Source organism: Arcobacter thermotolerans (genome assembly GCF_983172305.1).
In genome coordinates, this window is the sequence record NZ_CFAFZJ010000003.1 from 150,701 (window position 1) to 177,139 (window position 26,439).

At 29.2% G+C, this 26,439-nt stretch carries 25 protein-coding genes and 1 riboswitch; of the genes, 11 read left to right on the forward strand and 14 right to left on the reverse strand.

The window, feature by feature from the left end; translation table 11 throughout:
* The 3 genes from AC5LG6_RS03815 to AC5LG6_RS03825 are packed head-to-tail and all read left to right on the forward strand — an operon-like array spanning nucleotide 1 to nucleotide 2,901.
* Nucleotides 1-1,251: an adenylosuccinate synthase gene (locus tag AC5LG6_RS03815; protein WP_498585738.1), complete on the forward strand. Its 1,251-nt coding sequence runs from the start codon at nucleotides 1-3 to the stop codon at nucleotides 1,249-1,251.
* A 1-nt stretch (nucleotide 1,252) separates the two neighbouring features.
* The gene (locus AC5LG6_RS03820; protein WP_498585739.1) at nucleotides 1,253-1,804 is read left to right on the forward strand and encodes a DUF507 family protein; all 552 of its coding nucleotides are present in this window, start codon (nucleotides 1,253-1,255) and stop codon (nucleotides 1,802-1,804) included.
* Nucleotides 1,804-2,901 carry a carbamoyl phosphate synthase small subunit gene (locus AC5LG6_RS03825; RefSeq protein ID WP_498585740.1) on the forward strand — a complete coding sequence of 366 codons (1,098 nt, stop codon included), beginning with the start codon at nucleotides 1,804-1,806 and terminating at the stop codon, nucleotides 2,899-2,901. The genes AC5LG6_RS03820 and AC5LG6_RS03825 overlap by 1 nt, the downstream gene beginning before the upstream one ends.
* A gap of 49 nt (nucleotides 2,902-2,950) precedes the next feature.
* Here the strand turns inward: AC5LG6_RS03825 and AC5LG6_RS03830 are convergent, their stop codons facing one another.
* The 3 genes from AC5LG6_RS03830 to AC5LG6_RS03840 are packed head-to-tail and all read right to left on the reverse strand — an operon-like array spanning nucleotide 2,951 to nucleotide 5,362.
* Nucleotides 2,951-3,511 carry an aminotransferase class IV family protein gene (locus AC5LG6_RS03830; RefSeq protein WP_498585741.1) on the reverse strand — a complete coding sequence of 187 codons (561 nt, stop codon included), beginning with the start codon at nucleotides 3,509-3,511 and terminating at the stop codon, nucleotides 2,951-2,953.
* Between the two features lie 9 nt (nucleotides 3,512-3,520).
* Nucleotides 3,521-4,477 (reverse strand): aminodeoxychorismate synthase component I, encoded by a 957-nt coding sequence (locus tag AC5LG6_RS03835; RefSeq protein WP_498585781.1) that lies wholly within the window; start codon nucleotides 4,475-4,477, stop codon nucleotides 3,521-3,523.
* Entirely contained in the window at nucleotides 4,478-5,362 is an 885-nt protein-coding gene (locus AC5LG6_RS03840) for an aspartate carbamoyltransferase catalytic subunit (protein WP_498585742.1), read from the reverse strand. It lies immediately after the preceding gene.
* Nucleotides 5,363-5,461: 99 nt separating this feature from the next.
* Between AC5LG6_RS03840 and AC5LG6_RS03845 the strand changes: the two genes are divergently transcribed.
* Entirely contained in the window at nucleotides 5,462-7,798 is a 2,337-nt protein-coding gene (locus AC5LG6_RS03845) for a fatty acid cis/trans isomerase (protein WP_498585743.1), read from the forward strand.
* A gap of 60 nt (nucleotides 7,799-7,858) precedes the next feature.
* Nucleotides 7,859-9,049 carry an aspartate aminotransferase family protein gene (locus AC5LG6_RS03850; RefSeq protein ID WP_260942144.1) on the forward strand — a complete coding sequence of 397 codons (1,191 nt, stop codon included), beginning with the start codon at nucleotides 7,859-7,861 and terminating at the stop codon, nucleotides 9,047-9,049.
* A 9-nt stretch (nucleotides 9,050-9,058) separates the two neighbouring features.
* Here AC5LG6_RS03850 and lspA read toward each other — a convergent pair whose 3' ends face one another.
* Together lspA and glmM are read right to left on the reverse strand one after the other, a co-directional pair.
* Nucleotides 9,059-9,517, reverse strand: coding sequence for a signal peptidase II (lspA, locus tag AC5LG6_RS03855; protein WP_066156771.1), 459 nt, complete (start codon nucleotides 9,515-9,517; stop codon nucleotides 9,059-9,061).
* A gap of 14 nt (nucleotides 9,518-9,531) precedes the next feature.
* Nucleotides 9,532-10,866, reverse strand: a complete 1,335-nt coding sequence (glmM, locus tag AC5LG6_RS03860; protein WP_498585744.1) for a phosphoglucosamine mutase — start codon at nucleotides 10,864-10,866, stop codon at nucleotides 9,532-9,534.
* An 83-nt stretch (nucleotides 10,867-10,949) separates the two neighbouring features.
* Here glmM and rpsT point away from each other — a divergent pair, with 83 nt between their 5' ends.
* Both rpsT and prfA read left to right on the forward strand, forming a co-directional pair.
* Nucleotides 10,950-11,210: a 30S ribosomal protein S20 gene (rpsT, locus tag AC5LG6_RS03865; protein ID WP_066156778.1), complete on the forward strand. Its 261-nt coding sequence runs from the start codon at nucleotides 10,950-10,952 to the stop codon at nucleotides 11,208-11,210.
* Between the two features lie 3 nt (nucleotides 11,211-11,213).
* Nucleotides 11,214-12,281: a peptide chain release factor 1 gene (gene prfA, locus AC5LG6_RS03870; RefSeq protein ID WP_066348116.1), complete on the forward strand. Its 1,068-nt coding sequence runs from the start codon at nucleotides 11,214-11,216 to the stop codon at nucleotides 12,279-12,281.
* 35 nt (nucleotides 12,282-12,316) lie between these two features.
* On the opposite strand, the gene AC5LG6_RS03875 is transcribed toward prfA, so the two are convergent.
* From AC5LG6_RS03875 to AC5LG6_RS03890, 4 genes are read right to left on the reverse strand one after another with little or no spacing between them, the layout of a single operon-like run.
* The gene (locus tag AC5LG6_RS03875) at nucleotides 12,317-12,793 is read right to left on the reverse strand and encodes a phosphatidylglycerophosphatase A family protein (protein ID WP_498585745.1); all 477 of its coding nucleotides are present in this window, start codon (nucleotides 12,791-12,793) and stop codon (nucleotides 12,317-12,319) included.
* A gap of 2 nt (nucleotides 12,794-12,795) precedes the next feature.
* Nucleotides 12,796-13,686 carry a DNA-binding transcriptional response regulator gene (locus tag AC5LG6_RS03880; RefSeq protein WP_141053302.1) on the reverse strand — a complete coding sequence of 297 codons (891 nt, stop codon included), beginning with the start codon at nucleotides 13,684-13,686 and terminating at the stop codon, nucleotides 12,796-12,798.
* Between the two features lies 1 nt (nucleotide 13,687).
* Nucleotides 13,688-14,809 carry a bifunctional 2-C-methyl-D-erythritol 4-phosphate cytidylyltransferase/2-C-methyl-D-erythritol 2,4-cyclodiphosphate synthase gene (locus AC5LG6_RS03885; RefSeq protein WP_498585746.1) on the reverse strand — a complete coding sequence of 374 codons (1,122 nt, stop codon included), beginning with the start codon at nucleotides 14,807-14,809 and terminating at the stop codon, nucleotides 13,688-13,690.
* 58 nt (nucleotides 14,810-14,867) lie between these two features.
* Entirely contained in the window at nucleotides 14,868-15,686 is an 819-nt protein-coding gene (locus tag AC5LG6_RS03890; protein ID WP_498585747.1) for an HDOD domain-containing protein, read from the reverse strand.
* Between the two features lie 131 nt (nucleotides 15,687-15,817).
* Nucleotides 15,818-15,915, forward strand: a riboswitch (TPP riboswitch).
* Between the two features lie 117 nt (nucleotides 15,916-16,032).
* Between AC5LG6_RS03890 and thiC the strand changes: the two genes are divergently transcribed.
* Both thiC and AC5LG6_RS03900 read left to right on the forward strand, forming a co-directional pair.
* Complete coding sequence (thiC, locus tag AC5LG6_RS03895) at nucleotides 16,033-17,394, forward strand: phosphomethylpyrimidine synthase ThiC (protein WP_498585748.1); 1,362 nt, start codon at nucleotides 16,033-16,035, stop codon at nucleotides 17,392-17,394.
* Between the two features lie 211 nt (nucleotides 17,395-17,605).
* On the forward strand, nucleotides 17,606-18,772 hold the full coding sequence (locus AC5LG6_RS03900; RefSeq protein ID WP_066167464.1) for an Mrp/NBP35 family ATP-binding protein: 1,167 nt from the start codon (nucleotides 17,606-17,608) through the stop codon (nucleotides 18,770-18,772).
* 91 nt (nucleotides 18,773-18,863) lie between these two features.
* Here the strand turns inward: AC5LG6_RS03900 and AC5LG6_RS03905 are convergent, their stop codons facing one another.
* From AC5LG6_RS03905 to AC5LG6_RS03925, 5 genes are all read right to left on the reverse strand, one after another.
* Nucleotides 18,864-19,121 carry a hypothetical protein gene (locus AC5LG6_RS03905; RefSeq protein ID WP_066156814.1) on the reverse strand — a complete coding sequence of 86 codons (258 nt, stop codon included), beginning with the start codon at nucleotides 19,119-19,121 and terminating at the stop codon, nucleotides 18,864-18,866.
* 87 nt (nucleotides 19,122-19,208) lie between these two features.
* Nucleotides 19,209-19,889 carry a bifunctional phosphoribosyl-AMP cyclohydrolase/phosphoribosyl-ATP diphosphatase HisIE gene (gene hisIE / locus AC5LG6_RS03910; RefSeq protein WP_081560791.1) on the reverse strand — a complete coding sequence of 227 codons (681 nt, stop codon included), beginning with the start codon at nucleotides 19,887-19,889 and terminating at the stop codon, nucleotides 19,209-19,211.
* Nucleotides 19,890-20,156, reverse strand: a complete 267-nt coding sequence (locus AC5LG6_RS03915; RefSeq protein WP_260888252.1) for a hypothetical protein — start codon at nucleotides 20,154-20,156, stop codon at nucleotides 19,890-19,892.
* Nucleotides 20,157-20,182: 26 nt separating this feature from the next.
* A complete protein-coding gene (locus tag AC5LG6_RS03920) occupies nucleotides 20,183-21,259 on the reverse strand; it encodes a prohibitin family protein (protein WP_187472838.1) in 1,077 nt (358 codons plus the stop codon).
* Between the two features lie 42 nt (nucleotides 21,260-21,301).
* Complete coding sequence (locus AC5LG6_RS03925) at nucleotides 21,302-22,222, reverse strand: branched-chain amino acid transaminase (protein WP_066167458.1); 921 nt, start codon at nucleotides 22,220-22,222, stop codon at nucleotides 21,302-21,304.
* Nucleotides 22,223-22,333: 111 nt separating this feature from the next.
* Between AC5LG6_RS03925 and AC5LG6_RS03930 the strand changes: the two genes are divergently transcribed.
* Entirely contained in the window at nucleotides 22,334-22,918 is a 585-nt protein-coding gene (locus AC5LG6_RS03930) for a hypothetical protein (RefSeq protein WP_066219969.1), read from the forward strand.
* A gap of 46 nt (nucleotides 22,919-22,964) precedes the next feature.
* Nucleotides 22,965-26,438 carry a methionine synthase gene (metH, locus tag AC5LG6_RS03935; protein WP_498585749.1) on the forward strand — a complete coding sequence of 1,158 codons (3,474 nt, stop codon included), beginning with the start codon at nucleotides 22,965-22,967 and terminating at the stop codon, nucleotides 26,436-26,438.
* Nucleotide 26,439: the final 1 nt, after the last annotated feature.

Consider the following 26,439-nt stretch of genomic DNA (forward strand, 5'->3'; position numbering starts at 1 on the left):
ATGAAGGCAGATGTTATTGTTGGAATTCAATGGGGAGATGAAGGCAAGGGTAAAATTGTTGATATGCTTGCACAAAAGTATGATATGGTTTGTAGAAGCCAAGGTGGACACAATGCAGGACATACAATTTGGGTTGATGGAGTTAGATATGCACTTCAACTTATTCCTTCAGGAATTTTAAATAAAAAAGCTATAAATATTATAGGAAATGGGGTTGTTGTTTCTCCACTAAATATTTTAAAAGAGATGAGCCAATTTGATAACTTAGAAGGAAGATTATATATCTCTGATAAAGCTCATTTAAATTTGCCTTTTCATGCTTTAATTGATCAAGCAAAAGAGAGATTAAAAGGTGATAAAGCTATTGGAACAACTGGAAAAGGAATTGGACCAACTTATGCTGAGAAAGTAAGCCGTAATGGTTTTAGAGCAGGTGATTTATTAAATCCAGAAAAACTTTGTGATGATATCTTAGATTATTTTGAACAAAATAGAGCTATTTTTGATGTTTTAGAGATTAAAATTCCAGAGAAAAAAGAGCTTTTAAATGAGCTTGAAACTTATAGCTCTAATTTAGCACCATATATAACAAACACTACAAATATGGTTTGGAAAGCTCTTGAAGATAATAAAAGAGTTTTACTTGAGGGTGCTCAAGGAACACTTTTAGATATTGACCATGGAACTTATCCATATGTAACATCTTCAAGTACTGTTAGTGCAGGAGCCTGTACAGGTCTTGGACTTAATCCAAAAGATATAGGTGAAATTACAGGAATTGTAAAAGCTTACTGTACAAGAGTTGGAAATGGACCATTTCCAACAGAAGATTTCACAGATTATGGAAAAACTATGGGTGAAGTTGGAAAAGAGTTTGGAACAGTTACAGGAAGAAAGAGAAGATGTGGTTGGTTTGATGCTGTTGCAGTTAGATATGCAAGTAGATTAAATGGTTGTGATAAATTAGCTTTAATGAAACTAGATGTTTTAGATGGCTTTGATAAAATTAAAGTTTGTGTTGCATATAACTATAATGGAGAGAGAATTGATTATATGCCATCAAATATGGATAATGTAGAAGCTATTTATGAAGAAATAGATGGTTGGGATAGTGTTGTTGGAATTAGAAAATATGAAGATTTACCAATAAATGCAAAAAAATATATAGAAAAAATTGAAGAGATAACAAATGTAAAGGTTGGAATAATTTCAACTTCACCAGAACGAGATGATACAATTTTAAGGGGATAAAATGAGATTAAAGCTACACCAAACTACATACCTTTCAAGAAGAATTACAAGAGATTTAATAACTTGTGATTTTATAGAGACAAGAAAAGATAAAGCCAGTATAGAAGAGCAAGTTGAAAGAATTTTAGATGAAGATATTCTAAAAGAGCAATCTTTAGATGAGAAAGTAGAAGAGATTTTAGATTCTCAAACAGAAGAGATAGAGTATCTAAATGCTGATAGAAGACAACTTTTCTGGATGACAAAAAAAAGACTTGCAAATGATTTTGGAGTTATCTTAAACAATGAAGATAGATTTTCTGATATTGCTCACAAAATATTAGATTATCTATGGGAGGAGGATTATATACATTTTACTTGTTCAGATAACCAAATAAAAAATGTGATATTTGGTTCTTTGGATGATTTCATTAAAGGGTTTGAAAAAGCAGATGGTGAAGTATTAGCTAAACTTAAAAACTATAAAAGAAAGCTAATTCCAGGTACAGAGGACTATGATTTGGTTTATCATAGACTTTATGAAGAAGAGTTAATAAAAAGAGGATTAATTTGATGCAAAAAGTATATATTTATTTAGAAAACGGAATATTTTTAGAGGCAAACTCTTTTGGTGCAGATACAACTGCTGTTGGAAAACTGGTTTATAATAACTCAACATTTGGACAACAAGAGATTATTACAGACCCTTCAAATAATGGTTTATTTATCAATTTTACAGCTGTAGAGATAGGAAATACGGGTGCAAATAGAGTTGATATGGAAAGTTCAAAAGCTCATGCAAAAGGTATAATTGTGAGAAATTATCATGATGCTTACTCAAATTATAGAGCAGAAATGAGTCTAAAAGATTTTTTAGTAGAACAAAATGTTATTGGAATTTGTGATATTGATACAAGATTCTTGACAAAAATTGTAAGAGAAGAGGGAAGTATGATGATGATTGCATCTACACAAATCTCTTCTAAAGATGAACTAGCAAAAAAATTAAATGAAGCAAAAAAATATGATGAAATCAATTTTGTAAAAGATATTTCAACTAAAGAGGCTTATATTCATAAATCAGGTGTTTGGAATCATGAAACAGGAGAGTATAATAAAGCTCAAATGAGTGATAAAAGAGTTCAAGTAATTGATTATGGAGTTAAAAAATCATTTTTAAATGAGCTTGTTGAGTTAGGATTTGAAGTTGAAGTAGTTCCTGCTTCTACAAAAGCAGATGATATAATTAATAATTTTAAAGCAGGTAAAATAGGTGGAGTAGTTCTAAGTAGCGGAGCTGGAAATCCAAATATTTTAACTGATGAAATAGCTGAAATAAAAAGATTAATAGACGCAAATATTCCGATTCTTGCAGTTGGTCTAGGACACTATTTACTAGCACTTGCAAGTGGTGTAAAAGTAGATAAGATTAAGTCTATAAAGTATGGAAGCCATCCTATTAGAGGTGAAAAAACAGTAGAAATTTGTGGTATTAATGGTGATTTTAAAATAAGTGAAGATATTAAAAACATTGCAGATGTAACTCATATTAAAGTTTTTAATGACAGTGCTGTAGCTTTAAAATATAAAAATAAAAATGAATTAAGTAGTGAATTCTCTCCAGTTTCAAACTCTAGTATTTGTCAAGATTTTTCGCAAATGGTAAAATAGAGTTAAAATATCTGAGGCTTTGCCTCAGTAATAAAAATAATTTAATTTTTTAATACTCTATTCTAAAATCCTTTAACTCATAAAAATCAATCATAGCATTCATAAGAGCTATTTTTGAAGCTTTTTTTAACATATCCAGACTTATGTCTTTTTCAAATAACTCTTTTTTTTCTATTAGCCTTGCCCTTGAAGTTCCTTCTAACAAACAATTTTTTGAAGTAATCCAAATTTCATCATAAAATATAGCTATATTTGCAATTGTTGTATCGGTAACTACTCCATTTTTAAGAATAATTATCTCATCACAACTATCTTTTTTTAAAAATAAGTTGTCAAGTTTATCTCTATTTAGATATTTTTTTGAGTAATCTAAACTATTATCAACTACTATTTTAAAGCTTTTTATATCTCGTATTTTATATGGAAAATAATCTACACTTAAAATTTCATCTTTGTTGTAAACTATCTTACATCTTAGTAGCTCATTTGTTGGTGGATTTATATACTCTTGTAAATCAAAATTCTTTCCGATAGTTTTTGCAACTCTTTTTTGATGATACTCTAAATTAAAAATCTCACAATCTTCACATTTTATTGTTTCAAAAAACATATATTTCCTTTAAAATGGTAGATAAACTTTATTTAAAAGTTCTTTATACTCTTCTTTTGCAATACTATCACTTGTAATCCCACCGCCACTTTTATAAAAAAGCTCATTATTTATATTTTCGATAAATCTAATTAGCACAAAACTTTGAAGATTTATACCATCAAAAATACCAAAAATTCCACTATAAAATCCTCTATCATAGTTTTCAATATTATTTAAAATTTCTATTGTAGATTTTTTTGGAGTACCTGTGATACTTCCAGCAGGAAGAATATTTGATAAAATATCTCCTATTTTTTCTTGCCAATTATTTTGTAAATCTCCAGAAATAATTGAGCTTGTTTGAAAAAGTTCTCTATCTTTTGTAACTATTTTGCTAAATGTTCTAAACTCTTCAACTTTTATATTATTAGCAACTTTTCCTAAATCATTTCTTAGCAAATCAACAACCATAGTGTGTTCTGCTAACTCTTTTTTACTATTTAGTAAAATATTTTTTGCATCATCAAAATTTGAATCAATAGTTCCTTTCATAGGATATGTATAGATTTTATTATCTTTTATATCTATAAATTTTTCTGGGCTAAAGCAGACAAAATCTAAATCATCCAACTTTACTCTTAATTTTAATAAAGAGCTTGATGATTCATAAATATCATCTAAAGTTAGGTTTGTATCTATTTTTGTTTGTGCAGTTAAATTTAGTAAATAGCTATTTCCCTTTTTTATCTCATCTTGAATTAAATCAAACTTTTTTTTGTACTCATCAAAACTAATTGGATATTTTTTTAAACTGTAATCTTTTATATTTTTTTTATTTTTACTATCTATTTCAAATTTTATATTTTGTGAGAGATTTTGAAGTTTTTCTATATAGATTTTTTCTAAATCATAAGAGATTAAAAATAAAAAAGGCTCTTTTAACGAGCCAAATTTATTTAGAATATCTTGAAAGTTAGTAACTATTTATCTATCCTCTAGGATTAATTTTTTTAATATAGAAGCTCTTATAGCAACTCCATTTGTAACTTGCTCTAAGACTTTACATCTTGGATGTTTTAAAACTTCATCAGTAATATCAATATTTCTATTAACTGGACCTGGATGAAGAAGTAAAAACTCTTTTCTATTCATCAACTCACTTGTAATGCAAAAATCTTTTGCATACTCTTGAAGTGATTCAAAATATGTGATATTATGACGCTCAAGTTGACTTCTTAAACTCATAATAATATCCATATCATCAATAACTTCTTGAATTGTATCAAACTGTTTAAACTCTTCACCTTCATATTTAAAACAATCAGGAGCTACCAAATTTACATCTATTCCAAATCTAGGAAGTAACCTTCTATTACTTCCAGCAACCCTTGAATTTCTAACATCTCCAACAATTGCTATTTTTTTACCTTCAGTTTTTCCACCAAAATATTCATTAATTGTAAAAAGGTCTAAAAAAGCTTGAGTTGGATGTGAGTGTCTTCCATCACCTGCATTTATTATAGGGCAATCAACATAACCTATCAAACTCTCTGGAAGACCGTGAACACTATGTCTAATAATTATAGCATCAGGGTTCATAGCATTTATATTTGAAACAGTATCGTACATTGTTTCACCTTTTTTTTGAGAAGAGGTACCAACATCAAGATTTACAACTTCAGCTCCTAATCTTTTTGCAGCTATTTCAAAAGAGCTTCTTGTTCTTGTTGAGTTTTCAAAAAATAGTGTAACAATGATTTTACCCTCTAAGAGTTTGCTAAATTTATTATTCTTAAACTCTCTAGCATCATCAAAAATTTTGAGTATCTCTTCTTTTGTAAAGTCCGAAGTACGAATTAGGTGTCTCATTTTTTTCCTTTGATTTTAGTTTCGAATTCTAGCAAAAAGCACTTTAAAAATAAACTTCTTGTATAATCTAAAAATTTTTAAGATAACAAGGAAAATTTTATGAAGCTTCAACTCTTTATAGTATTAATTTTTTCATTTTTATTTTTTGGATGTTCAAGTAAACCGCTTGATCCAGTAAGTTTTGATAGAGTTAACAAAGATATATCTTTCACAAAAGATGTAAAACCAATTTTAGATAATAGATGTGTATCTTGTCACTCTTGTTATAACTCTCCATGTCAGCTAAATTTAGGTTCTTTTTCAGGTCTTGATAGGGGTGCTTCAAAAGATTTAGTTTATGATACAAGAATAAAATCTGTAAATCCAACTAGGCTATTTGTTGATGCTTTAAATACTAAAGATTGGAGAGATAAAGGTTTTTTTTCTATGACTGATAAGATGGAAGATACAAATTCTTCTATTATGATGCAGTATCTTTTTGAAAAAGATAGAAATCCTAAATTAGAAGGTAAATATTCTCCTGAAACAGATAAGTTATCTTGTGTAAAAAACAAAGAAGAACTGGAAGATTATCTTGAAGTAAATCCACACAAAGCAATGCCTTATGGTTTTCCAGGCTTATCAAAAAATGAATACAATACTATTATGACTTGGCTTGATAATGGAGCAATAGATGACACTCCAAAAGATACTATAAATGACTTTGAAAAAGCCCAAATAAAAAAATATGAAGATTTTTTTAATGATAAAAGTATAAAAAATCAAGTAACAGCAAGATATATTTATGAGCATCTCTTTTTGGCTCATATATCTTTTGATGATAATAGTAAAAACTTTTTCCAAATAATCCGATCTAGTACTCCATCTGGAACTGAACCAAAGATAATTCCTACAAGATTTCCTTATGATGAAATTAAGGAGAAGTTTTATTATAGATTACAAAAAGTTGAAGGCACAATTGTTCATAAAACTCATATGGTTGTTAAGTTTAACGATGAAAAATTAAGATTTTATAAGGATACTTTTATAAAACCAAATTGGGAGGAAGTACCTTATTTAATATCTTATAATGAACATTCTGCTCCAAATGCATTAGCAGTATTTGAGCAAATTCCAGCAAAAAGTAGATATGAGTTTTTACTAAATGATATATATTTTTTTATAAATTCATTTATAAAAGGTCCTGTTTGCAAAGGACAAGTTGCATTAAATGTAATACAAGACCACTTTTGGGTAATGTTTATGGATCCAAAATATGATGTTAGTGTAATAGATAAAAACTTTTTGAGAGATAATTTTGAATATCTTAAAATTCCAAATCAACTAGGAGAAGATCCAGGATTATTTGAAACTTTTAAAAATCTCGGACATGAAAAAGAGACAAAAAAATATCAAGAAGATAGAGCAAATATTTATAAAAAATATTATCCAGATGGAATGAAGTTAGAGCATATTAGAAAAAGTAATAATCCAAATCACAATGACTCAGTTTTGACTGTTTATAGACATTTTGATACAGCCTCTCTTCAATATGGAGCAGTAGGAAGCGTTCCAAAAACTCTTTGGGTTATAGATTTTCCTCTTTTAGAAAGGTTATATTACTCTTTAGTTGCTGGTTTTGATGTATTTGGTAATACTGCGCATCAGTTGTTAGTAAGAACACATATGGATAGATTAAGAGTTGAAGGTGAAAATAACTTTTTGGAGTTTTTGCCACAAAAAAGTAGAATGGATTATTTTAACTCTTGGTATGTTGGTTGGTTAGCAAAATATCTTACAGTTTATTCTCCATCAAAAAATGAAACAGGAATAAAATACTATTCAAACGATTATAAATATGAATTTTCAAATATGGTACTTGATTATACAAAAACAAAAAGAGATAAAATTAATTTTCTAGAAAAAGCATATAAACCAACTCCTTTAAGAGATAGTTATAATACAAAAGAGGAGATTGAAGAGAGTTTTAAATCACTAGCAGCACCAGGAAGCACAAAAATAACAAAGCATTTTACTGATAGAGATGCAAATGCTATTTTAATAAGAATTATTATGGATAATGGTGAAAATCTTATCTATTCAATGGTTGTAAATAGATGGCATGATAATGTAGCCTTGATGTTTAATGAAGAGTCAAGACTTGACCCAACAAAAGATGATATAGATTTTGTTGAAGGATTTGTAAGCTCTTATCCAAGCCTTTTTATTGTTTTAAAACAAAATGAAATATTAGATTTTTTTAATACTATAAAGAATTATGAAAGCAAGATAAAATTAAAAGAGCATATTAGAGATTACACAATAAATAGAGCAAATCCAAATTTCTGGGAACACTTTGATTGGTTTGATAATGAGTTTAAAAAATCAAATCCTTTGGAGTATGGATTGTTTGATTTAAATAGATATTATTCAGCAACTATAAATGATGATAACTAGTAAGATTTAAAGATTTATAGTTATAATTCATAAAAAATTATTGATTGATCAGGAAAAGTAATGAAAGATATAGAAAAATTAGATAAAGATTATGTACTTCATACATATGCAAGAAATTATGTAAACTTCAAAAAAGGTGTAAATGCAACACTTTATGATGATGAAAACAAAGATTATATAGATTTTACTTCAGGTATTGGAGTTACAAGTGTAGGACATGGAAATTCTAGAGTTGCAAAAAGAATTTTTGAACAAGTTTCAAATCTTACGCATACTTCGAATTTGTATGCAATAGAACCTCAAGCACTTTTGGCTAAAAAAATAAAAGAGCTTAGTGGATATGATGTAAGAACTTTTTTTTCAAATAGTGGAGCTGAAGCAAATGAAGGAGCTATAAAAATAGCAAGAACTTATGGAGAGTTAAATTTTGAGAAAAAAAGATACAAAATTATAACTTTGGAAAACTCTTTTCATGGAAGAACAATCACAACTGTAAAAGCTACAGGTCAAAGCTCTTTTCATCAAAGTAAGTTTGCTCCATACCCAGATGGATTTTCATTTAATGCGATAGATGATGTTTATAATGCAATCGATGATGAAACAGTTGCTGTTATGATAGAGCTTGTGCAAGGTGAGGGTGGAGTTTTTCCATTTGATAAAGAAAAAATTAAAGAGTTGGCAAAATTCCTAAAAGAAAATGATATTTTATTAATAATTGATGAAGTTCAAACAGGAGTATTTAGAACTGGAGAGTTTTTAGCTTCAAATTTATATGATATAGAGCCAGATATTATAACTTTGGCAAAAGGTATAGGAGGCGGTGTTCCTATGGGAGCTGTTATGACTAAACATAAAGATATTTGGGCAGCTGGTGACCATGGAAGTACTTTTGGTGGTAACTATTTGGTAACCGCAGCTGCTTTAGAAGTTTTGGATATTTTAGAAAATTTAAAAGATAGCGGAACTTTGGATGAAACTATTATATATTTTACAAAAAAATTAAATGATATTTTTGAAGCAAATAGAGATATTTTTATAACTCATGTTGGATTAGGTCTTATGAGAGGATTAAGAGTAAAAGATGCTGATACTTTAGCAAGTTTAATAAAAACTGCTTTTGAATTTGGAGTTATGGTTCTTAAATCAGGAAATAATACTTTAAGATTTTTACCAGCACTAACAATCTCTAAAAGTGAAATAGATGAAGGATTTATAAGACTTCAAAAAGCTATAACTAAGATAAAATCATAAAAAAGTGGATTACTCCACTTTTTGTTTTCTGCTCTCTTTTATTTGCATAACTATAATTATAACAACCGCTAAATCTATCATAACATCAGCAAAATTAAATATTGCAAACTCAAACATATAGTGCCATGCAAAATAATCTACAACCGCACCATAAGTAAATCTATCTAAAATATTTGATAAACCACCAGCGTATAAAAGTGCAATAGGAATATAGTATTTATAAAAAACATCTCTATTTTTAATAAGATAAATAGTTCCTAAAACTACTATAGAAAGTTGTATATATTTTAAATATCCAGCCAAAAATTCTAGCATAGAAAATGCTACGCCATAATTATATGCAAGCTCTAGATTCATAAAGCTTCCAGTAGCTCCCCATCCTAAAGAGGCAAAACCAAATTTTACAACTTGATCTATAATAAAAATAGTTGCAAAAATAAACAATGCAATTTTTAACTCTTTTTTCAAATTATTTCCTATCTTTATAGTGTTTTTTTGAAAAAATCTACTAAAGTTTTCATAGATGATTCAACATCTTTTTTATTTTTACCTTCAAGCAAAAGTCTAATTTTATTTTCAGTTCCTGAATATCTTATCAAATCTCTTATACCTTTTTCTCTAATTGGTTTTAAAATCTCATCTAAACCTTTTATATCTTTTAACGGTACTTTTTCACTAACTTTTAAATTTTCTAATATTTGAGGATATAAACTAAATGGATTTAAAGCAACACTTGCTTTTTTCTTTGATTTTATTATCAAAGCTAAGACTTGAAGTGCTGAAGCTAAACCATCTCCTGTTTTTGCAGCATCTGAAAATATGATATGTCCACTTTGCTCACCACCAAAATTAACACCATTTTTTTTCATAACTTCAAGTACATATTTATCACCAACATCACTTCTTAAAAGTTTGATATTATGTTTTTCTAAATAATCTTCTAATGCTTTATTTGACATAACTGTAGCAACACAAGCATCTCCTTCTAAAAGATTTTCCTCTTTTAGATATACACTTAAAGCTCCTAAAAGATTGTCACCATCAACAATATCTCCATTTTCATCAATAACAACCAATCTATCAGAATCGCCATCAAGTGCTAGACCAATATCTGCTCTATATTCACGAACTAAATTTGAAACATTTTCAGGATGCATAGCTCCACAATTATCGTTAATATTAAAACCATTTGGTTTATTATTTATTGTAATTACATCAGCTCCTAACTCTTCCAAAATTGTAGGAGCAACTTTATAAGCAGCACCATTTGCACAATCAAGGACAATTCTTAATCCTTTTAGAGTTAAATCTTTTGGGAAAGAAGATTTTATTACAACAATGTATCTTCCAATAACATCATCGATTCTTTTTGAAGAACCAATCTCTTTTTCAACAGCTTGATTTTGTTGTAGTAAATCATCATCATTAAAAATTTTCTCAATCTCTTTTTCACTTTCAACACTAAGTTTGTTACCATGATTATCGAAAAATTTTATTCCATTATCTTCAAATGGATTATGAGAAGCGCTAATCATAATTCCAGCATCACATCTCATGCTTTCTGTAAGGTATGCAATAGCAGGTGTTGGCATAGGTCCTATTTGAATTACATTGTAACCAACAGAAGTTAATCCACTAACAAGTGCATTTTCAATCATATACCCACTTCTTCTTGTATCTTTACCTACAAGAATTTTATTTGTTGTTGAGTGCTTCCTAAAATAAATTCCAGCTGCTTGTGCTAATTTTATAACTGTAATAACATCTAAAAACTCTCCAGCCTTTCCTCTAACTCCGTCTGTTCCAAATAGTTTCATTAAATCTTCCTAAAATTAAACTCTATTTAAGTTATTTTGGATAGTATTCTATCCTTTAAAAATTTATAAAGAGGTTAAATAAAATGGCAAATCATAAATCTTCTGAGAAGAGAGCTAGACAAACATTAGTAAAAACTATAAGAAATAGATTTTACAAAACAAGAATTAAAAACATCACTAAAGATGTTATTGCAGCAGTAGAAAGTGCTGATAAAGAAAAAGCAGTAGTTGCTATGAAAGTTGCAAATAAATACTTCCACCACTGCGTTTCAAAGGGTATTTTAGCAAAAGGTACAGCTTCTAGAAAAGTAAGCAGACTTCAACTAAAAGTTAATGCTATATAATTTATGCTAAAAGACAAACTCCAACCTTTTATTACTAGATCAGAGGAGATTACAAATTTATTGATGTCTCCTGACATAACTAGTGATATAAAAAGAATGACAACTCTGTCAAAAGAGCAATCAAGTATAGAACCAATTGTTAGAAAAGCAAAAGAGTATATAAAAGTTCTTGAAGATATTGAAGAGAACAGAAGTATGCTTGATGATTCTGAGCTGGGTGATTTAGCAAAAGAAGAGTTAAAAGAGCTTGAGCAGAAAAAACCTATTTTGGAAGATGAGATAAAACTTCTTATGATTCCAAAAGACCCAAATGATGATAGAAATATATATTTGGAGCTTAGAGCTGGAACAGGTGGAGATGAAGCTGCACTTTTTGTTGGAGATTTGTTTCGTGGTTATTTGCGATATGCAGAAAACAATAACTGGAAAGTTGAAATTATGAGTTCAAGTGATAGTGAAGCTGGTGGTTATAAAGAGATTGTAATACTTGTAAAGGGTGACCATGTTTACTCAAAGCTAAAATTTGAAGGTGGAACTCACAGAGTTCAAAGAGTTCCAGCAACAGAGTCTCAAGGTAGAGTTCACACTTCTGCTATTACAGTTGCTGTTATGCCAGAAGTTGATGATGTTGAAGTTGAGATAAATGAAAATGACCTTAAAATTGATGTAATGCGTGCAAGTGGAAATGGTGGACAATCTGTAAATACTACCGATTCTGCTGTAAGAATTACTCATATTCCTTCAGGTATTGTTGTAACAAATCAAGATCAAAAATCTCAGCATAAAAATAAAGAGAGAGCTATGAAAGTTCTAAAAGCTAAACTTTTTGAAATTGAGATGGAAAAAAAGATGGAAGCTGAGGGTGCAAATAGAAAAGAGCAAGTAGGAACTGGAGATAGAAGTGGAAGAATTAGAACTTATAATTTCCCACAAAATCGTCTAAGTGACCACAGAATAAATCTAACTTTATATCGACTTGACTATATTCTTCAAGATGGTCTGTTTGATGAGGTAATTGATCCTCTTATTGCTGATCATCAATCAAGACTTATCGAAGCAAATGGGCTATAAAAGCCCTTTTTGTTTTAATCTATAAATTCTATTTTTTAAATAACAAATTTTTCAATTAGTTGCCAAACTCCAGCTGTACAAATTCCAGCAAAAATTCCAGCAAAAACATCATCGCCCATTACTCCTAATCCACCTTTTACATCCCTATCAATTTTTCCAATAATAGATGGTTTCCAAATATCAAAGATTCTAAAAAATATAAAAGCAAGAGGAGCTAAAATGAAAACATTTTCACTATTTATTCCACAAATAGCTAAAGCTATCCACATACCAGCTAATTCATCTATTACAATTTCACTACTATCGTGACTACCAATCTCTTTTTCATAAAGATCTATTTGTTTTATAGCTATTATAGTTATTAAAATAGATAGTAGAAACAGAGATGATGTGTGTAAAAACTCAAGTAAAATGACTCCTAAAATTAAAGATACAAAACTTCCAACAGTTCCAGGTGCTTTTGGACTTAATCCACTAAATCCTACAGTTAAGAAAAATTTTCTAAAATTCATAGTTACTTCTTTTTATCAATTTCGAGTTTTTTTCTCTTTTCCCAAAGAGATTTTCTAGATATTCCTAACCTTTTTGAAAGTTCTGTATCAGGGTATCTATTTTGATGATTTATCACTATTGTTTTTATATAATCGTTTATTGACATAATTTGACTATGATCTAAAGATTTATTTTTACTATTAAAAACTACTTTTTTGTGAGTAAATTCATCATCACTTTCTAAAGAACAAATTACACATTTTTTATCTAAAATCTGTTTTATTAGTTGATCTTTTACATTTCTTTTTAAAGTATGATAATCAGTAAGGTAAATAATAGTTCTTTCAAATTGATTTGCTATCTGTTTTTGCCAATTTGCTGAAGATAAGGAGATAAATTTTATTGGTAAATCTACTTTTTTTGCGATTTCAAAAACAAGTTTATCAGCATAGCTTTGAAAATTTGTCTCTATTAGTAAGGGGAATGAAAATGGAACTAACACATCTTTTATATCAATATCACTCATAGTAAATTCGAAATAATCTTTTAATACTTTAAGCTCTCTTCTTATAGCTCTACACTCTTTATAGTGATAAATCTTTCTAACTAATTCATCCATTAAAAATGGCTTCATAATATAATCTTTTGCTCCATCTTTAATAGGGTTTGTTACAGTTTCGTCTGAAATATAAGATACTAAAAGAAGTATTATTGAATTTTGACCATATTTTTTAATAACACCTTTTACGATAGAGCTTGATATTGATGTTGAAAGAAGTACAATATCATACTCTTTTGTTAAATTTTCAAGATTTACATTTTCTACAAAATCACAGTTATGACCATCATCAAGAAGTCTTGAAACAACTTTCTGTGCTAGATAAACTTCATTTTCAATTATTAGTATATTCATTTTATTTAGTCCAATCGTAATATCTTAAATTTGTCATAGCTTGTACAACTACTCCTTCTTCTCTTCCAACAGCACCTAACTTTTCAGCTGTTGATGCTTTGATATTTATAAATTGTTTTGGAAGATTTAAAAGTTTTGATAAACTACTTTTTATCTCATTTTTATGAGGATTTATTTTTGGTTTTTGAGCAATTATTGTAATATCAATGTTTACAATTTCATATCCAACATTATTTACAAAACTTATAATTTTTTGTAAAAGTATTTTTGAGTCGATTCCTTTAAATTTATCATCAGTATCTGGAAAAAACTCTCCAATATCACCAGCACCAATAGCACCTAAAAGGGCATCAATTAAAGAGTGGATTAAAACATCACCATCACTGTGAGCTTTAAATCCATAATCATATGGCAATTTTACACCACCTAAAAACATCTCTTTTTTCTCTTCAAAACTATGAATATCATATCCAATTCCAACAAATTGTGTTTTAGCTGGAGCTTTTAGACATGGAATTTGAGAAATATCTTCAAAAAAAGTTAGTTTTTTACTAGCGATATCACCTTTTATATAAAATATTTCTTCACCTATATTTTTTATAGCACTACTTTCATCTGTAAATTCAATATCTTTTGAAATTGCTTTTCTTAGAATATCGCTATTTGATAATTGAGGAGTTTGAATAAGTTTTACATCTTCTCTATTAATAGTGTTTTTCTCAAATATAACAGTATCACTTACATCTAAAATTGGAACTATACAAGAGGCTTTGTTTTTATTTTGGATTAAATCAGAAATAATATTTTTGCTAATACAAGCACGTGCAACATCACTTATCATTACATAAGGTGTATCAACAAATTCTAAAGCATTTTTTATAGAATTTTGTCTTGTATCTCCACCTTCAACATAAATAAAATCATCACTAAAGTTTTTCATGTAGCTTAACTCATCTTTATGTGAAACGACAATAGTTTTTGAAAAATTAGAAAAAGAAGTTAATCTATTTGTAACATTTAACCACAGAGGTTCATTGTCAATCCTAATCCACTGTTTTTTACATAAATTATCAAATCTTGTAGAGTTTCCAGCACATAAAACAACTAAAGTAATATCTTTCAATTATCAACCTTTGAGTAAAAAAGTTACAGATAATAGCTAAATGTTACTTATAATACTTTTAAGAATTGCTCTTTATATTATCATTTATGTTACTTATTGTACTTAAAAATCTATCGCTATTTAACCCAAATAACTCAATTTCATTAATTGCTTTTTTTATATTTGATTCTAATAGAGGCTCTCTTAAATTTGAAACAATGCTAACAATATTCAAGATAAGAGCTTTTAGTCTAAATTCATCTGGACAATTTTTTAAATCTTTTGAAAATAAAATTGGAAATATAATATTGTGACTTAAACCCCAATTTTTAAGTATAGTAGAGCTTATTCTTTGAGAATTAAATCCTATAAATTTCTCTTCAGCTTTACTCATATTTGAGTTTTTTATTTCATTTAAGAACTGTTCGGTTAGTTTATTTTCACTTATTGCTTGAGAGATAAAAGGTTTTGCCAGATCTTGTAAAAATGCTGGAATAAGAAGTTCATCTTTTAAGTTTTTATCGCTCTTTTTTAACCACATTTCAACAATTAGCATTGAAAGAGTATTTGAATATAAAAAATCATCAAAAGTGGCAGCATATGAAAATAGATTTGTTTTTATATTTCTACAAAAAGATAAAGATGTTGCTAATGCACAAACAAACTCTAAACTAGTAATTAAAATAAAATTATGTATATTTTTTGGTTTATTCAAAAAATCAAATATTTGAAAATCCATAACTTTTAAAATATCTAAATGAAGACTCTTATCCTTTTTTATAATCATAGCAAGTTGTTTAAAATTTCTATTTTTTGATTTTCTAAAACTATCTAAATCTATTATGATTTCTGGTAAAGTTGGTAAGTTTTGTATATATTTTGCAAAATTTTTTATCATTTTTCCTAAAAACCTAATATGAAATAAAAATGATTATATAAAATTGTAACTTATATTATATCTACTAAAGGATAATTGAGCTTTAAAAGAGAATTAATATGTTTTTAATCATTCTTTATGCTAGAATAGTTTTTTTATTGCGGGGGGACGCTTTGGCGTTGAGAAGGTAAAACCTGACCCTTTGAACCTGATGGTTAAGACCAGCGTAGGAAGTAAATTTAAAAATTAAATTTCATAGTTTAAAATGGATAAAATTTAATAAAAAGTACTTTCTTCGGAGAGTACTTTTTTTTTGCTCAAAATTTGTCTTAGCAATAAAGAAAATAATATTAATTTAGGAGCAAAAATGCAAAATATACAAAAATGGTTAGAAGAACATAAAAACGATAAAGTAAGAACTCAAATGTATTATGCAAAACAAGGTATTATTACTCCTCATATGGAGTATGTTGCAAAAGTTGAAAATCTTGATGCTGAATTTATAAGAAGTGAAATTGCACGTGGACGACTTATAATTCCTGCAAATGTAAATCATACAAATCAAATTCCTATGGCTATTGGAATTGCAAGTTCTTGTAAAATAAATGCAAATATTGGAAGTTCAGCACTAGCAAGTGATGTTAGCAAAGAGATTGAGAAAGTTGATGTTTGTTTAAAGTATGGTGCTGATACTATTATGGATTTAAGTACAGGTGGAGATTTGGATATGATTAGAAAGGCTGTTATAGCTCACTCTACAGTTCCAATTGGTACAGTTCCTATTTATCAAATTTTACATGATGTAAAAGATAAAATAGAGGATTTAAGTATTGAAAAAATGCTTGAAGTAATTGAAAGACAAGCACAACAAGGTGTTTCTTATTTCACAATTCATGCTGGATTTTTACTTGAGTTTATGCCTCATATTGCAAAAAGAAAAATGGGAATAGTTTCAAGAGGTGGAAGTTTGATGGCAGCATGGATGATGCACTATCATAAAGAGAATCCATTTAATACAGCTTTTGATAAAATATTAGATATTTGTAGAAAGTATGATGTATCTTTATCTTTGGGTGATAGTTTAAGACCAGGATGTTTAGCTGATGCATCTGATGAAGCACAACTAAGAGAGCTAAAAGTTCTTGGAGATTTGACTTTAAGAGCTTGGGAAAAAGATGTACAAGTTATGATTGAAGGACCTGGACATGTGCCTTTAAATCAAATTGAGCGAAATATGAAGATAGAAAAAGAGTATTGTCATGAAGCTCCTTTTTATATTTTAGGACCTCTTACAACTGATATTGCTGCTGGGTATGATCATATTTCATCTGCTATTGGTGCTGCTGTTGGTGGATGGCATGGAGCATCAATGCTTTGTTATGTTACTCCAAAAGAGCATTTAGGATTACCAAATGCTGAAGATGTTAGAAATGGAATTATTGCATATAAAATAGCTGCTCATAGTGCCGATATAGCAAGAGGAAGAAAAGGTGCAAGAGATATTGATGATGAGATGAGTGATGCAAGATATGCATTTGATTGGAATAAACAGTTTGAACTTTGTTTAGACCCAGATCGTGCAAGAGAGTATCACGATGAAACTTTGCCTCAAGATGTATTTAAAGAAGCAGAGTTTTGCTCAATGTGTGGACCAAAATTTTGTTCATACAAGATAACTCAAAAAATTGTAAAAGAACATGGTGAAGCAATAGATAATATGGCGGGGTAATTTAAGACAAAAATTATCCTAATTAAAATATAATAACTTCTCGATTTATGAGGAGGTTCTTTTTTTGTATGGGAACCTATGATATAAGGCTTCGTTCTCGAAGCCCTTTAGAATTTTGCTACTTTTAGGAATTTTTTATAAATTCCGTTAAAAAGTAGTTTATATTAGATGGTTCCTTTTTTATATGGGAACCTATAAAAAAGGATTAAAAATGAGTATAGAAGATATTAAAAAAGCTTTACAAAGTGTTAAATACCCAGGTTTTTCAAAATCAATTATTGATTTTGGATTTGTAAAAGATATTAAATTAGATGCAAACTCTTGCACAATACTATTAGATATTACTTCAACAGCAAAAGAGGTTGAAGATGAATTAAGAAGAGAGATTCCAAAAGCTCTTCCAAATTTAAATATTAATTTGGTTTTTAATAAACCAAAAGAGGAGCAACAAAAAAGCAATAGCGTAAGTGGTCAAAACATCGCACCACAAATAAAAGATATTGTAATGGTTAGCTCAGGAAAAGGTGGAGTTGGAAAATCAACTACAACTGTAAATCTTGCAATTGCAGCAGCTATGCAAGGTAAAAAAGTTGGTATTTTAGATGCTGATATTTATGGACCAAATATTCCAAGAATGATGGGAGTAAATGGAAAAGAGGTTGAAGTAATAGGAAATAAAGCAAAACCTTTAAATGCTTATGGCGTAGATATTATGTCTATGGGAATTTTAATGAAAGAGGGAGAGGCTGTTATTTGGAGAGGTGCTATGATTATGAAGGCAATCCAACAGCTTTTAAGAGATATTTTATGGGAAGAGTTAGATATTTTATTTATTGATATGCCTCCAGGAACAGGAGATGCTCAATTAACTCTTGCTCAAAGTGTTCCTGTAAGTGCTGGTATTAATGTAACAACTCCTCAACATGTAGCTCTTGATGATAGTAGAAGATCTTTAGATATGTTCTCTAAGCTTCATATTCCAGTTGCTGGAATAGTTGAAAATATGAGTGGATTTATATGTCCATCATGTAACACAGAATCTGATATTTTTGGAACAGGAACATGTGATGAGTTAGCTAAACAGTACAATACTCAAGTTTTAGCTCATCTTCCAATTGAACCTGCTATTAGAGTTGGTGGGGATAGTGGAAAACCAATAGTTTATTTTGAACCTGAATCAATAAGTGCAAAAAGATATATGATGGCTGCAAGTAAACTTATATCTATGCTTGAAAATCAAGGTGAAGTTTCAAATGAGGCTATTCAGCCAATTATGCCAGCAGGTGTTAGTGCCTGTTCTCCTGAAGGACAAAAAATAAAAGCTGAGCATGAAGCTAAAAAAAGTGGTGGTTGTGGCTCTGGATGCGGTTGCCACTAAAAAATAGTCTTTAAACCTAAAAATTTTGTATAAAAAAAAGGAGAAGTTTTTATAACTTCTCCTTTTAATTTAAATAGAATTAAATTTCTATTTATCCACACTTGTAATACTCTTGGAATAATTCTTCTACTTTTTCTATTACTAACTCTTCATGCCAATTGTGTCTTTTAGCAAAAGTTTTGATTTCATAGCTTTTCTCCTCTTCTGTACAAAAAAAGTATAATTTTTTTACAAAAGGTTTTGGAACTGATATTGCAATTTTTTGAAAATAGTTCTCTTTGCAAGCTGGAGAGCAAAAAACTTTTGAAATTGGTATTTTCTTAGAGCAGTGTTGACAGCTATTTGTCATTTAAACTCCTTTTTTAGTTTTTGTTGCGAGCATTATAACAAGCAATTATTAAATGCAACTTAGTTGTATAAGAAATATTAATAATTTTTATCTGTTTCTTGAGTTTTTTTCTTCTATCCCCGAAATTTCAAATCTTCTTGCTAACTCTTGTTTTACTCTATCAGGATTTATATTAAGACTTGCAAGAGCTACTAAAACATGATATGTAATATCGGCTGCTTCGTATATTGCTTCATCTTCGTTTTTATCTTTTATTGCAAAACAAAACTCTCCAGCTTCTTCTACAATTTTTTTAAGCATAGAGTTTTGGCTACCATTTAAAAGTTTTGCAGTGTAAGATTTTGTAATATCTTCATTTTTTCGTTTTTGTATAGTGTGGTATAAATTATCTATTACGCTATATGTTTTTGATAAATCAACTTTTACATCTTCAACAACTTCACTATTTTCTAGATTTGTAAAAAAACAAGATTTTCTTCCTGTATGACAAGCAACTCCTTCTTGAATAACTTTAAATAAAAGAGTATCGTTATCGCAATCAAGGAAAATATTTACTATTTTTTGAGTGTGATTTGAGCTTTCACCTTTTTTCCAAATTCTTTGCTTACTTCTACTAAAGTAGTGTGCATATCCAGTTTTTAGTGTAATTTCTAAAGCTTCTTTGTTTGTATATCCTAGCATTAAAACTTCATTTGAACTACTATCTTGAGTTATAACAGGTATTAAATCTCCCATTTTCGCCCAATCTATCTTTTCTATATTTTTCATCTAATTAATACCTTTAAATTTTGTTCCAACATCAATTTTTAACTTATCTATTGTCATAAGCTCTTTATCTATACCAATGTCAATTCCAAAGTCATATTTTTTGCTATCACCATCACTTTGATTGTCACTATACTTTTTGATTTTGTCATATTTTTGGTTTTGATTATATTTTATTGGAGGTTTTATTTTAAGAACAGATTCTATTGAATCAGCAAAAAGGTGGTTACTAGAAAATAGTAATAATAAAATTAAAGCTACTATTCTCATTCTCCACCTCTTTTAAAATTTACATACTATTTTTGATTAACTACAGTATCTCTATTTTTATCTTTTGTATCAACCCAAATATTTGGAGTTGAACCACCTGGTGTTAAGAAAATCTTTGCATCTTTGTTCTCTCTTAAAGCTTCGTTGAATTTTCCTTGAACTTCAATTTGTTGCATTTGAAGAAGATTAGATGTTAAAGATTCAGCAATAACTTTATTTGCAGCAGATTGTGCTTTTGCTTCAATAGCTACAGCATCAGCTCTACCTTGAGCTTCAATTCTTTTAGCTTCAGCTTCTCCAGTTGCAAGTGCTGCTCTTTTTTCAGCCTCTTGTTTAGCTCTTTGAACTTCGTATCTTACTCTTTCGGCTTCTTGATTTGCAATTTGAACTTTTTCTATTTGCTCTTTAATTTTTTCAGGAAGAACAATCTCTTTTAGCTGAACAGATTCAACTACAACTGCTTGCTTAGATCTTTCAGCAACTTTCTCTTTTATTAATCTATCAAGACTTTCAGCAACTTCATTTCTTTTCATAGGAAGAACTTCAGCATTGTATCCACCAAGAACACTTCTTGCAACTTCTCCAACAACTTGATTTACAATTTTATCTTCCCAAGATGGTCCCCAAATTGCAATTGTTTCAGGAACTCCACTTGCAATAATATTGTATTGAACCGTTAATTCAATAGAGATTGGTAAACCTCTTGAATCTAAAACATTTATTGCAGGGTTATTTTTGATACTTTGATCAAAAGAACCAATACTTTGAGTGTTCATATATGTTAAAAGTCTAACTTTTGTATCAACAACAATAACTCTTTGAATTACAGGAATATAAAAATGGAATCCTGGATTTAAAGGCTCTTTATCATATTTTCCTGTTGTTGCTTTGATCCCAACTTGTCCTGATTCAATAATAACAAATGGTTTAAACAAAAATAGTGCACCAATTAGTATAATTACAAGGTAGAGCATACCTGCTTTTTTACCAAAATTTTTGAAAAATTCTGGAGTTTCAAATGGTGGTTGAAAATTTCCACCTCCACCACCACTTGGTTTATTCCCTTGTTGTCTGTTCTTAAAATAGTCGTTATCTATTGGCATAATCTTCCTTATATTTTTTTTAATCTAATATAATATTTAAAATTAGTTAATATATGTTAAATACTTTGTATATTTTGGATTTTTTCCAGTTACTACATCAAAATATGCAGATTGAATTTTTTCTGTGATTTCTCCTCTACATCCAGCTCCAATAACTCTTGCATCAACTTCTCTAATTGGAGTAATCTCTGCTGCTGTTCCTGTAAAGAAAGCTTCATCAGCTACATAAATCTCTTCTCTAGTTATTCTTCTTCTAACAACCTCAATTCCCATATCTTTTGCTAAATCAATTGCAGTTGCTTGAGTAATTGATTCAAGTGAGTTATCATTTGGAGGAGATATTAATTTTCCATCTTTAACAATAAAGAAACATGCACCTGATGCTTCTGCAATGTAACCTTGATCATCTCTTAAAAGTGCTTCATCATATCCAGCTTCAACAGCTTCATATTTTGCCATTTGAGAGTTCATATAGTTTGCAACTGATTTTGCTTTTCCCATACCTGAAGTATTTGGAGTTCTTGTAAATGATGAAATTTTTACTCTAACACCTTTTTTAAGACCCTCTTCTCCTAAATAAGCACCCCATTCCCAAGCAGAAATAGATACTTTTACTGGAGCATCTTTATGATAAAGTCCCATAACTCCATACCCTAAATATACAAGTGGTCTGATATATGCACCATTTGTTAGTTCATTTTTTTGTAGTAACTCTACTTGAGCTTTATTTAACTCTTCAAGAGTAAATGGAACATTCATTAATGTCATTTTTGATGAGTTTAAAAGTCTTTGAGTGTGTTCATTTAGTTTAAATATCGCACATCTTCCATCAACAGTTTTATATGCTTTTGTACCTTCAATTGCACCATTTCCATAGTGTAAAGTGTGGCTTAAAACGTGTACTTTTGCTTCATTCCAAGGAGTAAACTCTCCATCCATCCATATATATTTTGATTCAGTCATTGCTTTTATTATCCTAAAATTAGATTTTAATCAACAATATTATCAAAAAGATAATTAAAATAAGTTCTAAGATGAAAAAATGTACTATTAGTAAAATATATTGGAAATAAAATGATAAAAAACATAATACTAATTTTTATATTACTACTCTTTAGCTCTTGTGCAGTAAATCAAAATAGATTGGAACCAATAAAAAAAGAGCCAATAGATGAAGAGCTTTTGAGCCATGTTCGTTATATATTGTATTTAGTACAAACAAATGATTTGAAAAATCTAAATGAGATATATATCAATAAAAATTATGGTTATTTTGAAGTAAATTTAAATGAGCTTGAAAATAAACCACAAATAGTAAAAAAATATCAAATAGATGAGATTGATACTTACATAGAGAGTTTTGATATACAAAATATTGAAGTTTCATTTAATTGTAGTCCTTACAATGATGCTTTTTATGGCTGGAATAAAGATGGAGTTTTTATTTTTGAACCAAAAACTAACTATTTAGATAATTTTCTAAATGATAAAACCAAAGAAGAAAAAGAGTTTACACAAAAAGTTAAAAATATTAGCTATGAAGTTATTGCTACAAATAACACTATATTTTATATTACAAAAATTGATAAAAAATATTATATTACCTTAATAGATAATTTAAAAACAAATTGTAGTAATGCTTTAATTCAAGCTTTTTAGCAATTTTAAAATATAATATAACTTTAAATAAATATAAGAAGATGATATGCAAGAAAAAATAGAAGATTTAATAAAAGAGAGAGTTTTAATAATTGATGGAGCTATGGGAACGCAGCTTCAAGCAGTTGATATAGAGAGTAAATTTTGGCAATATGAAAATAAAGATTTAGAAGGGTGTAATGAGCTTTTAAATCTTACAGCTCCACATATTTTAGAGACAATTTATGAAAACTACGCCATTTCTGGTGCAAATTTTATTAGCACAAATACATTTGGAAGTATGCCTTGGGTTTTAGATGAGTATGAAATAGGTCATTTAAGTTATGAGTTATCAAAGCTAGCAGCTAGTAGTGCAAAAAAGATTTGTGAAAAATATAGCACAAAAGAGGATCCAAAATTTGTTTTAGCATCTATTGGACCTGGAACGAAACTCCCATCTTTAGGACATATTACTTATGATGCTATGTATGAAGGTTATAAAACTATGGCTTCTGGGTTAGTTGATGGAGGAACTGATGTTTTTTTACTTGAAACTTGTCAAGATCCACTTCAAATAAAAGCCGCACTTCATGCACTAAATGATGTAGCACCAAATATTCCAATTATGGTTTCAGTTACAATTGAGTTAAATGGAACAATGCTAATTGGAACAGATGCTTTAACAATTGCAGCTATTTTAAAACCATTTAATATCTTATCTTTAGGATTTAACTGTGGAACTGGACCAATTCAAGTTCAAAAACATGTAAAAGCTTTAAGTGAAGTATCAAAATTTCCAATTTCAGTTCATGCAAATGCTGGGCTTCCTCAAAATAGAGTTGGAAAAACTTTTTATCCTATGGGTCCAGATGAGTTTACATCTTTACAAAAAGAGTTTTTAAATATTAATGGTGTTGCATTTTTAGGTGGATGTTGTGGAACTACACCTGAACATATAAAAACTTTAAGTGATGCAGTAAAAGGTGTTGTTCCAAAAAAACCTAGTGGATTTTTAAAAGCTTCACTTGCTTCACTATTTAATGTTGTTCCTCTAAAACAAGAACCAGCTCCACTACTTATTGGTGAGAGAAGTAATGCAACTGGAAGTAAAGCTTTTAGAGAACTTTTAAAAGCAAATGATTATGAAGGAACTTTAAGTGTTGCTCAACAACAAGTTCGTGCAGGGGCTCATGTAATTGATGTGAGTGTTGGTTTTGCAGGTCGTGATGAAACTGGCGATATGGATAAAGTTGTATCTTTATACTCTCAAAAAATTTCACTTCCGCTAATGCCTGACTCTACTCAAATAAAAGCACTAGAAGCTGCTTTAAAACAAATTGGTGGAAGATGTATTATAAACTCTGTTAATCTTGAAGATGGTGAAGAGAAGTTTGATGAAGTTTGTAAATTAGCAAAAAAATTTGGAGCAGCACTTGTTTGCCTTGTGATTGATGAGATTGGAATGGCAAAAACAAAAGAGAGAAAACTCGAAGTTGCAGAACGAATTTATAATTTATGTGTAAATAGGCATGGATTTGATCCAGCTGATTTAGTTTTTGATATGCTTACCTTTACTATTGGTTCTGGTGATGATGAGTATAGAACTGCTGGAATTGAGACTATGGAAGCTATTAGAGAGTTTCAAACTCTTCATCCAGAAATTGGAACAACTTTGGGACTTTCAAATATCTCATTTGGCTTAGCTCAAAATGCAAGAATTTATCTAAACTCAATATATTTAGATCACTGTGTAAAAGCAGGACTTACAACTGCTATTGTAAATGTTAAACATATTATTCCACTAAATAAAATAAGCCCTGAAGATAAAAAAGCTTGTGATGATTTGATATTTAATAATCAAGAAAATGGTGACCCACTATTTAAATTTATAGAACACTTCTCAAATGTTGAATCTCAAGATGAACAAAGTGATGAAGAGTATCAAAAAATGGAACCTATTGAAAAAGTTAAAAAACTTTTATTAGATGGTGACAAAGAGAGAATGATTCCTTTAGTTTTAGAGCTAAAAGATACTATAGCTCCTGAATTAATTGTAAATGAGTGGCTAATTGATGGAATGAAAATAATTGGAGAGCTATTTGGAAGTGGTCAAATGCAACTTCCATTTGTACTTCAAAGTGCAGAAACTATGAAAGCTACTGTTGATACTTTAAATCCATATTTACCAAAACAAGAAAAAAGTACTGAAACTACTGTTGTAATTGGTACAGTTAAAGGTGATGTTCACGATGTTGGTAAAAATTTAGTTGATATTATTTTAAGTAACAATGGATTTAAAGTAGTAAATATTGGGATAAAAGCTGATTTAAACCAATTTTTAGAAGCTGCAAAAGAACACAATGCAGATGCTATTGGAATGAGTGGACTACTTGTAAAAAGTACAGCTGTAATGAAAGAGAATCTTGAAGAGATGCAAAGACTTGGAATAAAAATTCCAGTTATGCTTGGTGGTGCTGCTTTAACAAAAAACTTTGTTGATGATTATTGTAGACCAATTTATGATGGAGCAATTTTTTACTGTAGAGATGCTTTTGATGGTGTAGTATCTATGCAAAGAATTGAAAAAGGTGGAGAGCTTGATACAAAACTAGCTGCTGATTTAATTGAAAAAATTGATACAAGCGATAGAGTTGAAAAAGAGGAGGCTATAATTCCTCCTTATGAAGAGATATCTATGCCAAAAAGAGAGTTTATAGTTCCTCCATATTGGAATAAAGTTGCAAAAACTGGAGATGAGCTAGATAAAGAGTTGATATTCTCTTGGATAAATCACAGAGTTTTATTTAGACAAAGATGGGGATATAAAAGAGGAAAACAAACACCTGAAGCATTTATGAAGTATGAAAAAGATGTTGTTGAGCCACTTTATTACTCTTTAAAAGATGAGTTAATCTCAAAAAATATATTTGAACCAATTGCTATATATGAGTATTATCCTTGTATATCTCATGACAATAAGCTATATATTTTTGATAAAAAATATATTTACAACAATCTTGAAGAGGCAAAAAATGTTCCACCTTTAAGTGAAGCTATAAAAGTGATGGAGTTTCCAAGACAAAAAAGAAAACCTTTTAGATGTATAGCTGACTTTTTTGCAAATGATAGATTAGATGTTGTAGGGTTTACACTTGCAAGTGCTGGACTTAAAATAAGTGATTATGAAAGAGAGTTTTATGATCGTGGAGAGTTTACAAAATATTATCAAATTCACGGTCTTGGAGTTGAACTAGCTGAAGCTTTAGCTGAGGTTTTACATAAGCAAATAAGACTTGATTGGGATATTGTTCCTAAAGAGGGACATAAATTAAGTGATGTTCAAATGAAACAATATGTTGGTTGTAGATACTCTCCAGGTTATGCAGCTTGTCCTGAATTATCACAAAATAGAGATATTTTTGATTTACTTAATCCTGAAGAGTTTGGAATTGAGCTTAGTGAAACATTCCAAATGCACCCAGAACAAACTACTTGTGCAATTGTTGTTCACAACAAAGAGGCAAACTATTATAATGTGTAGA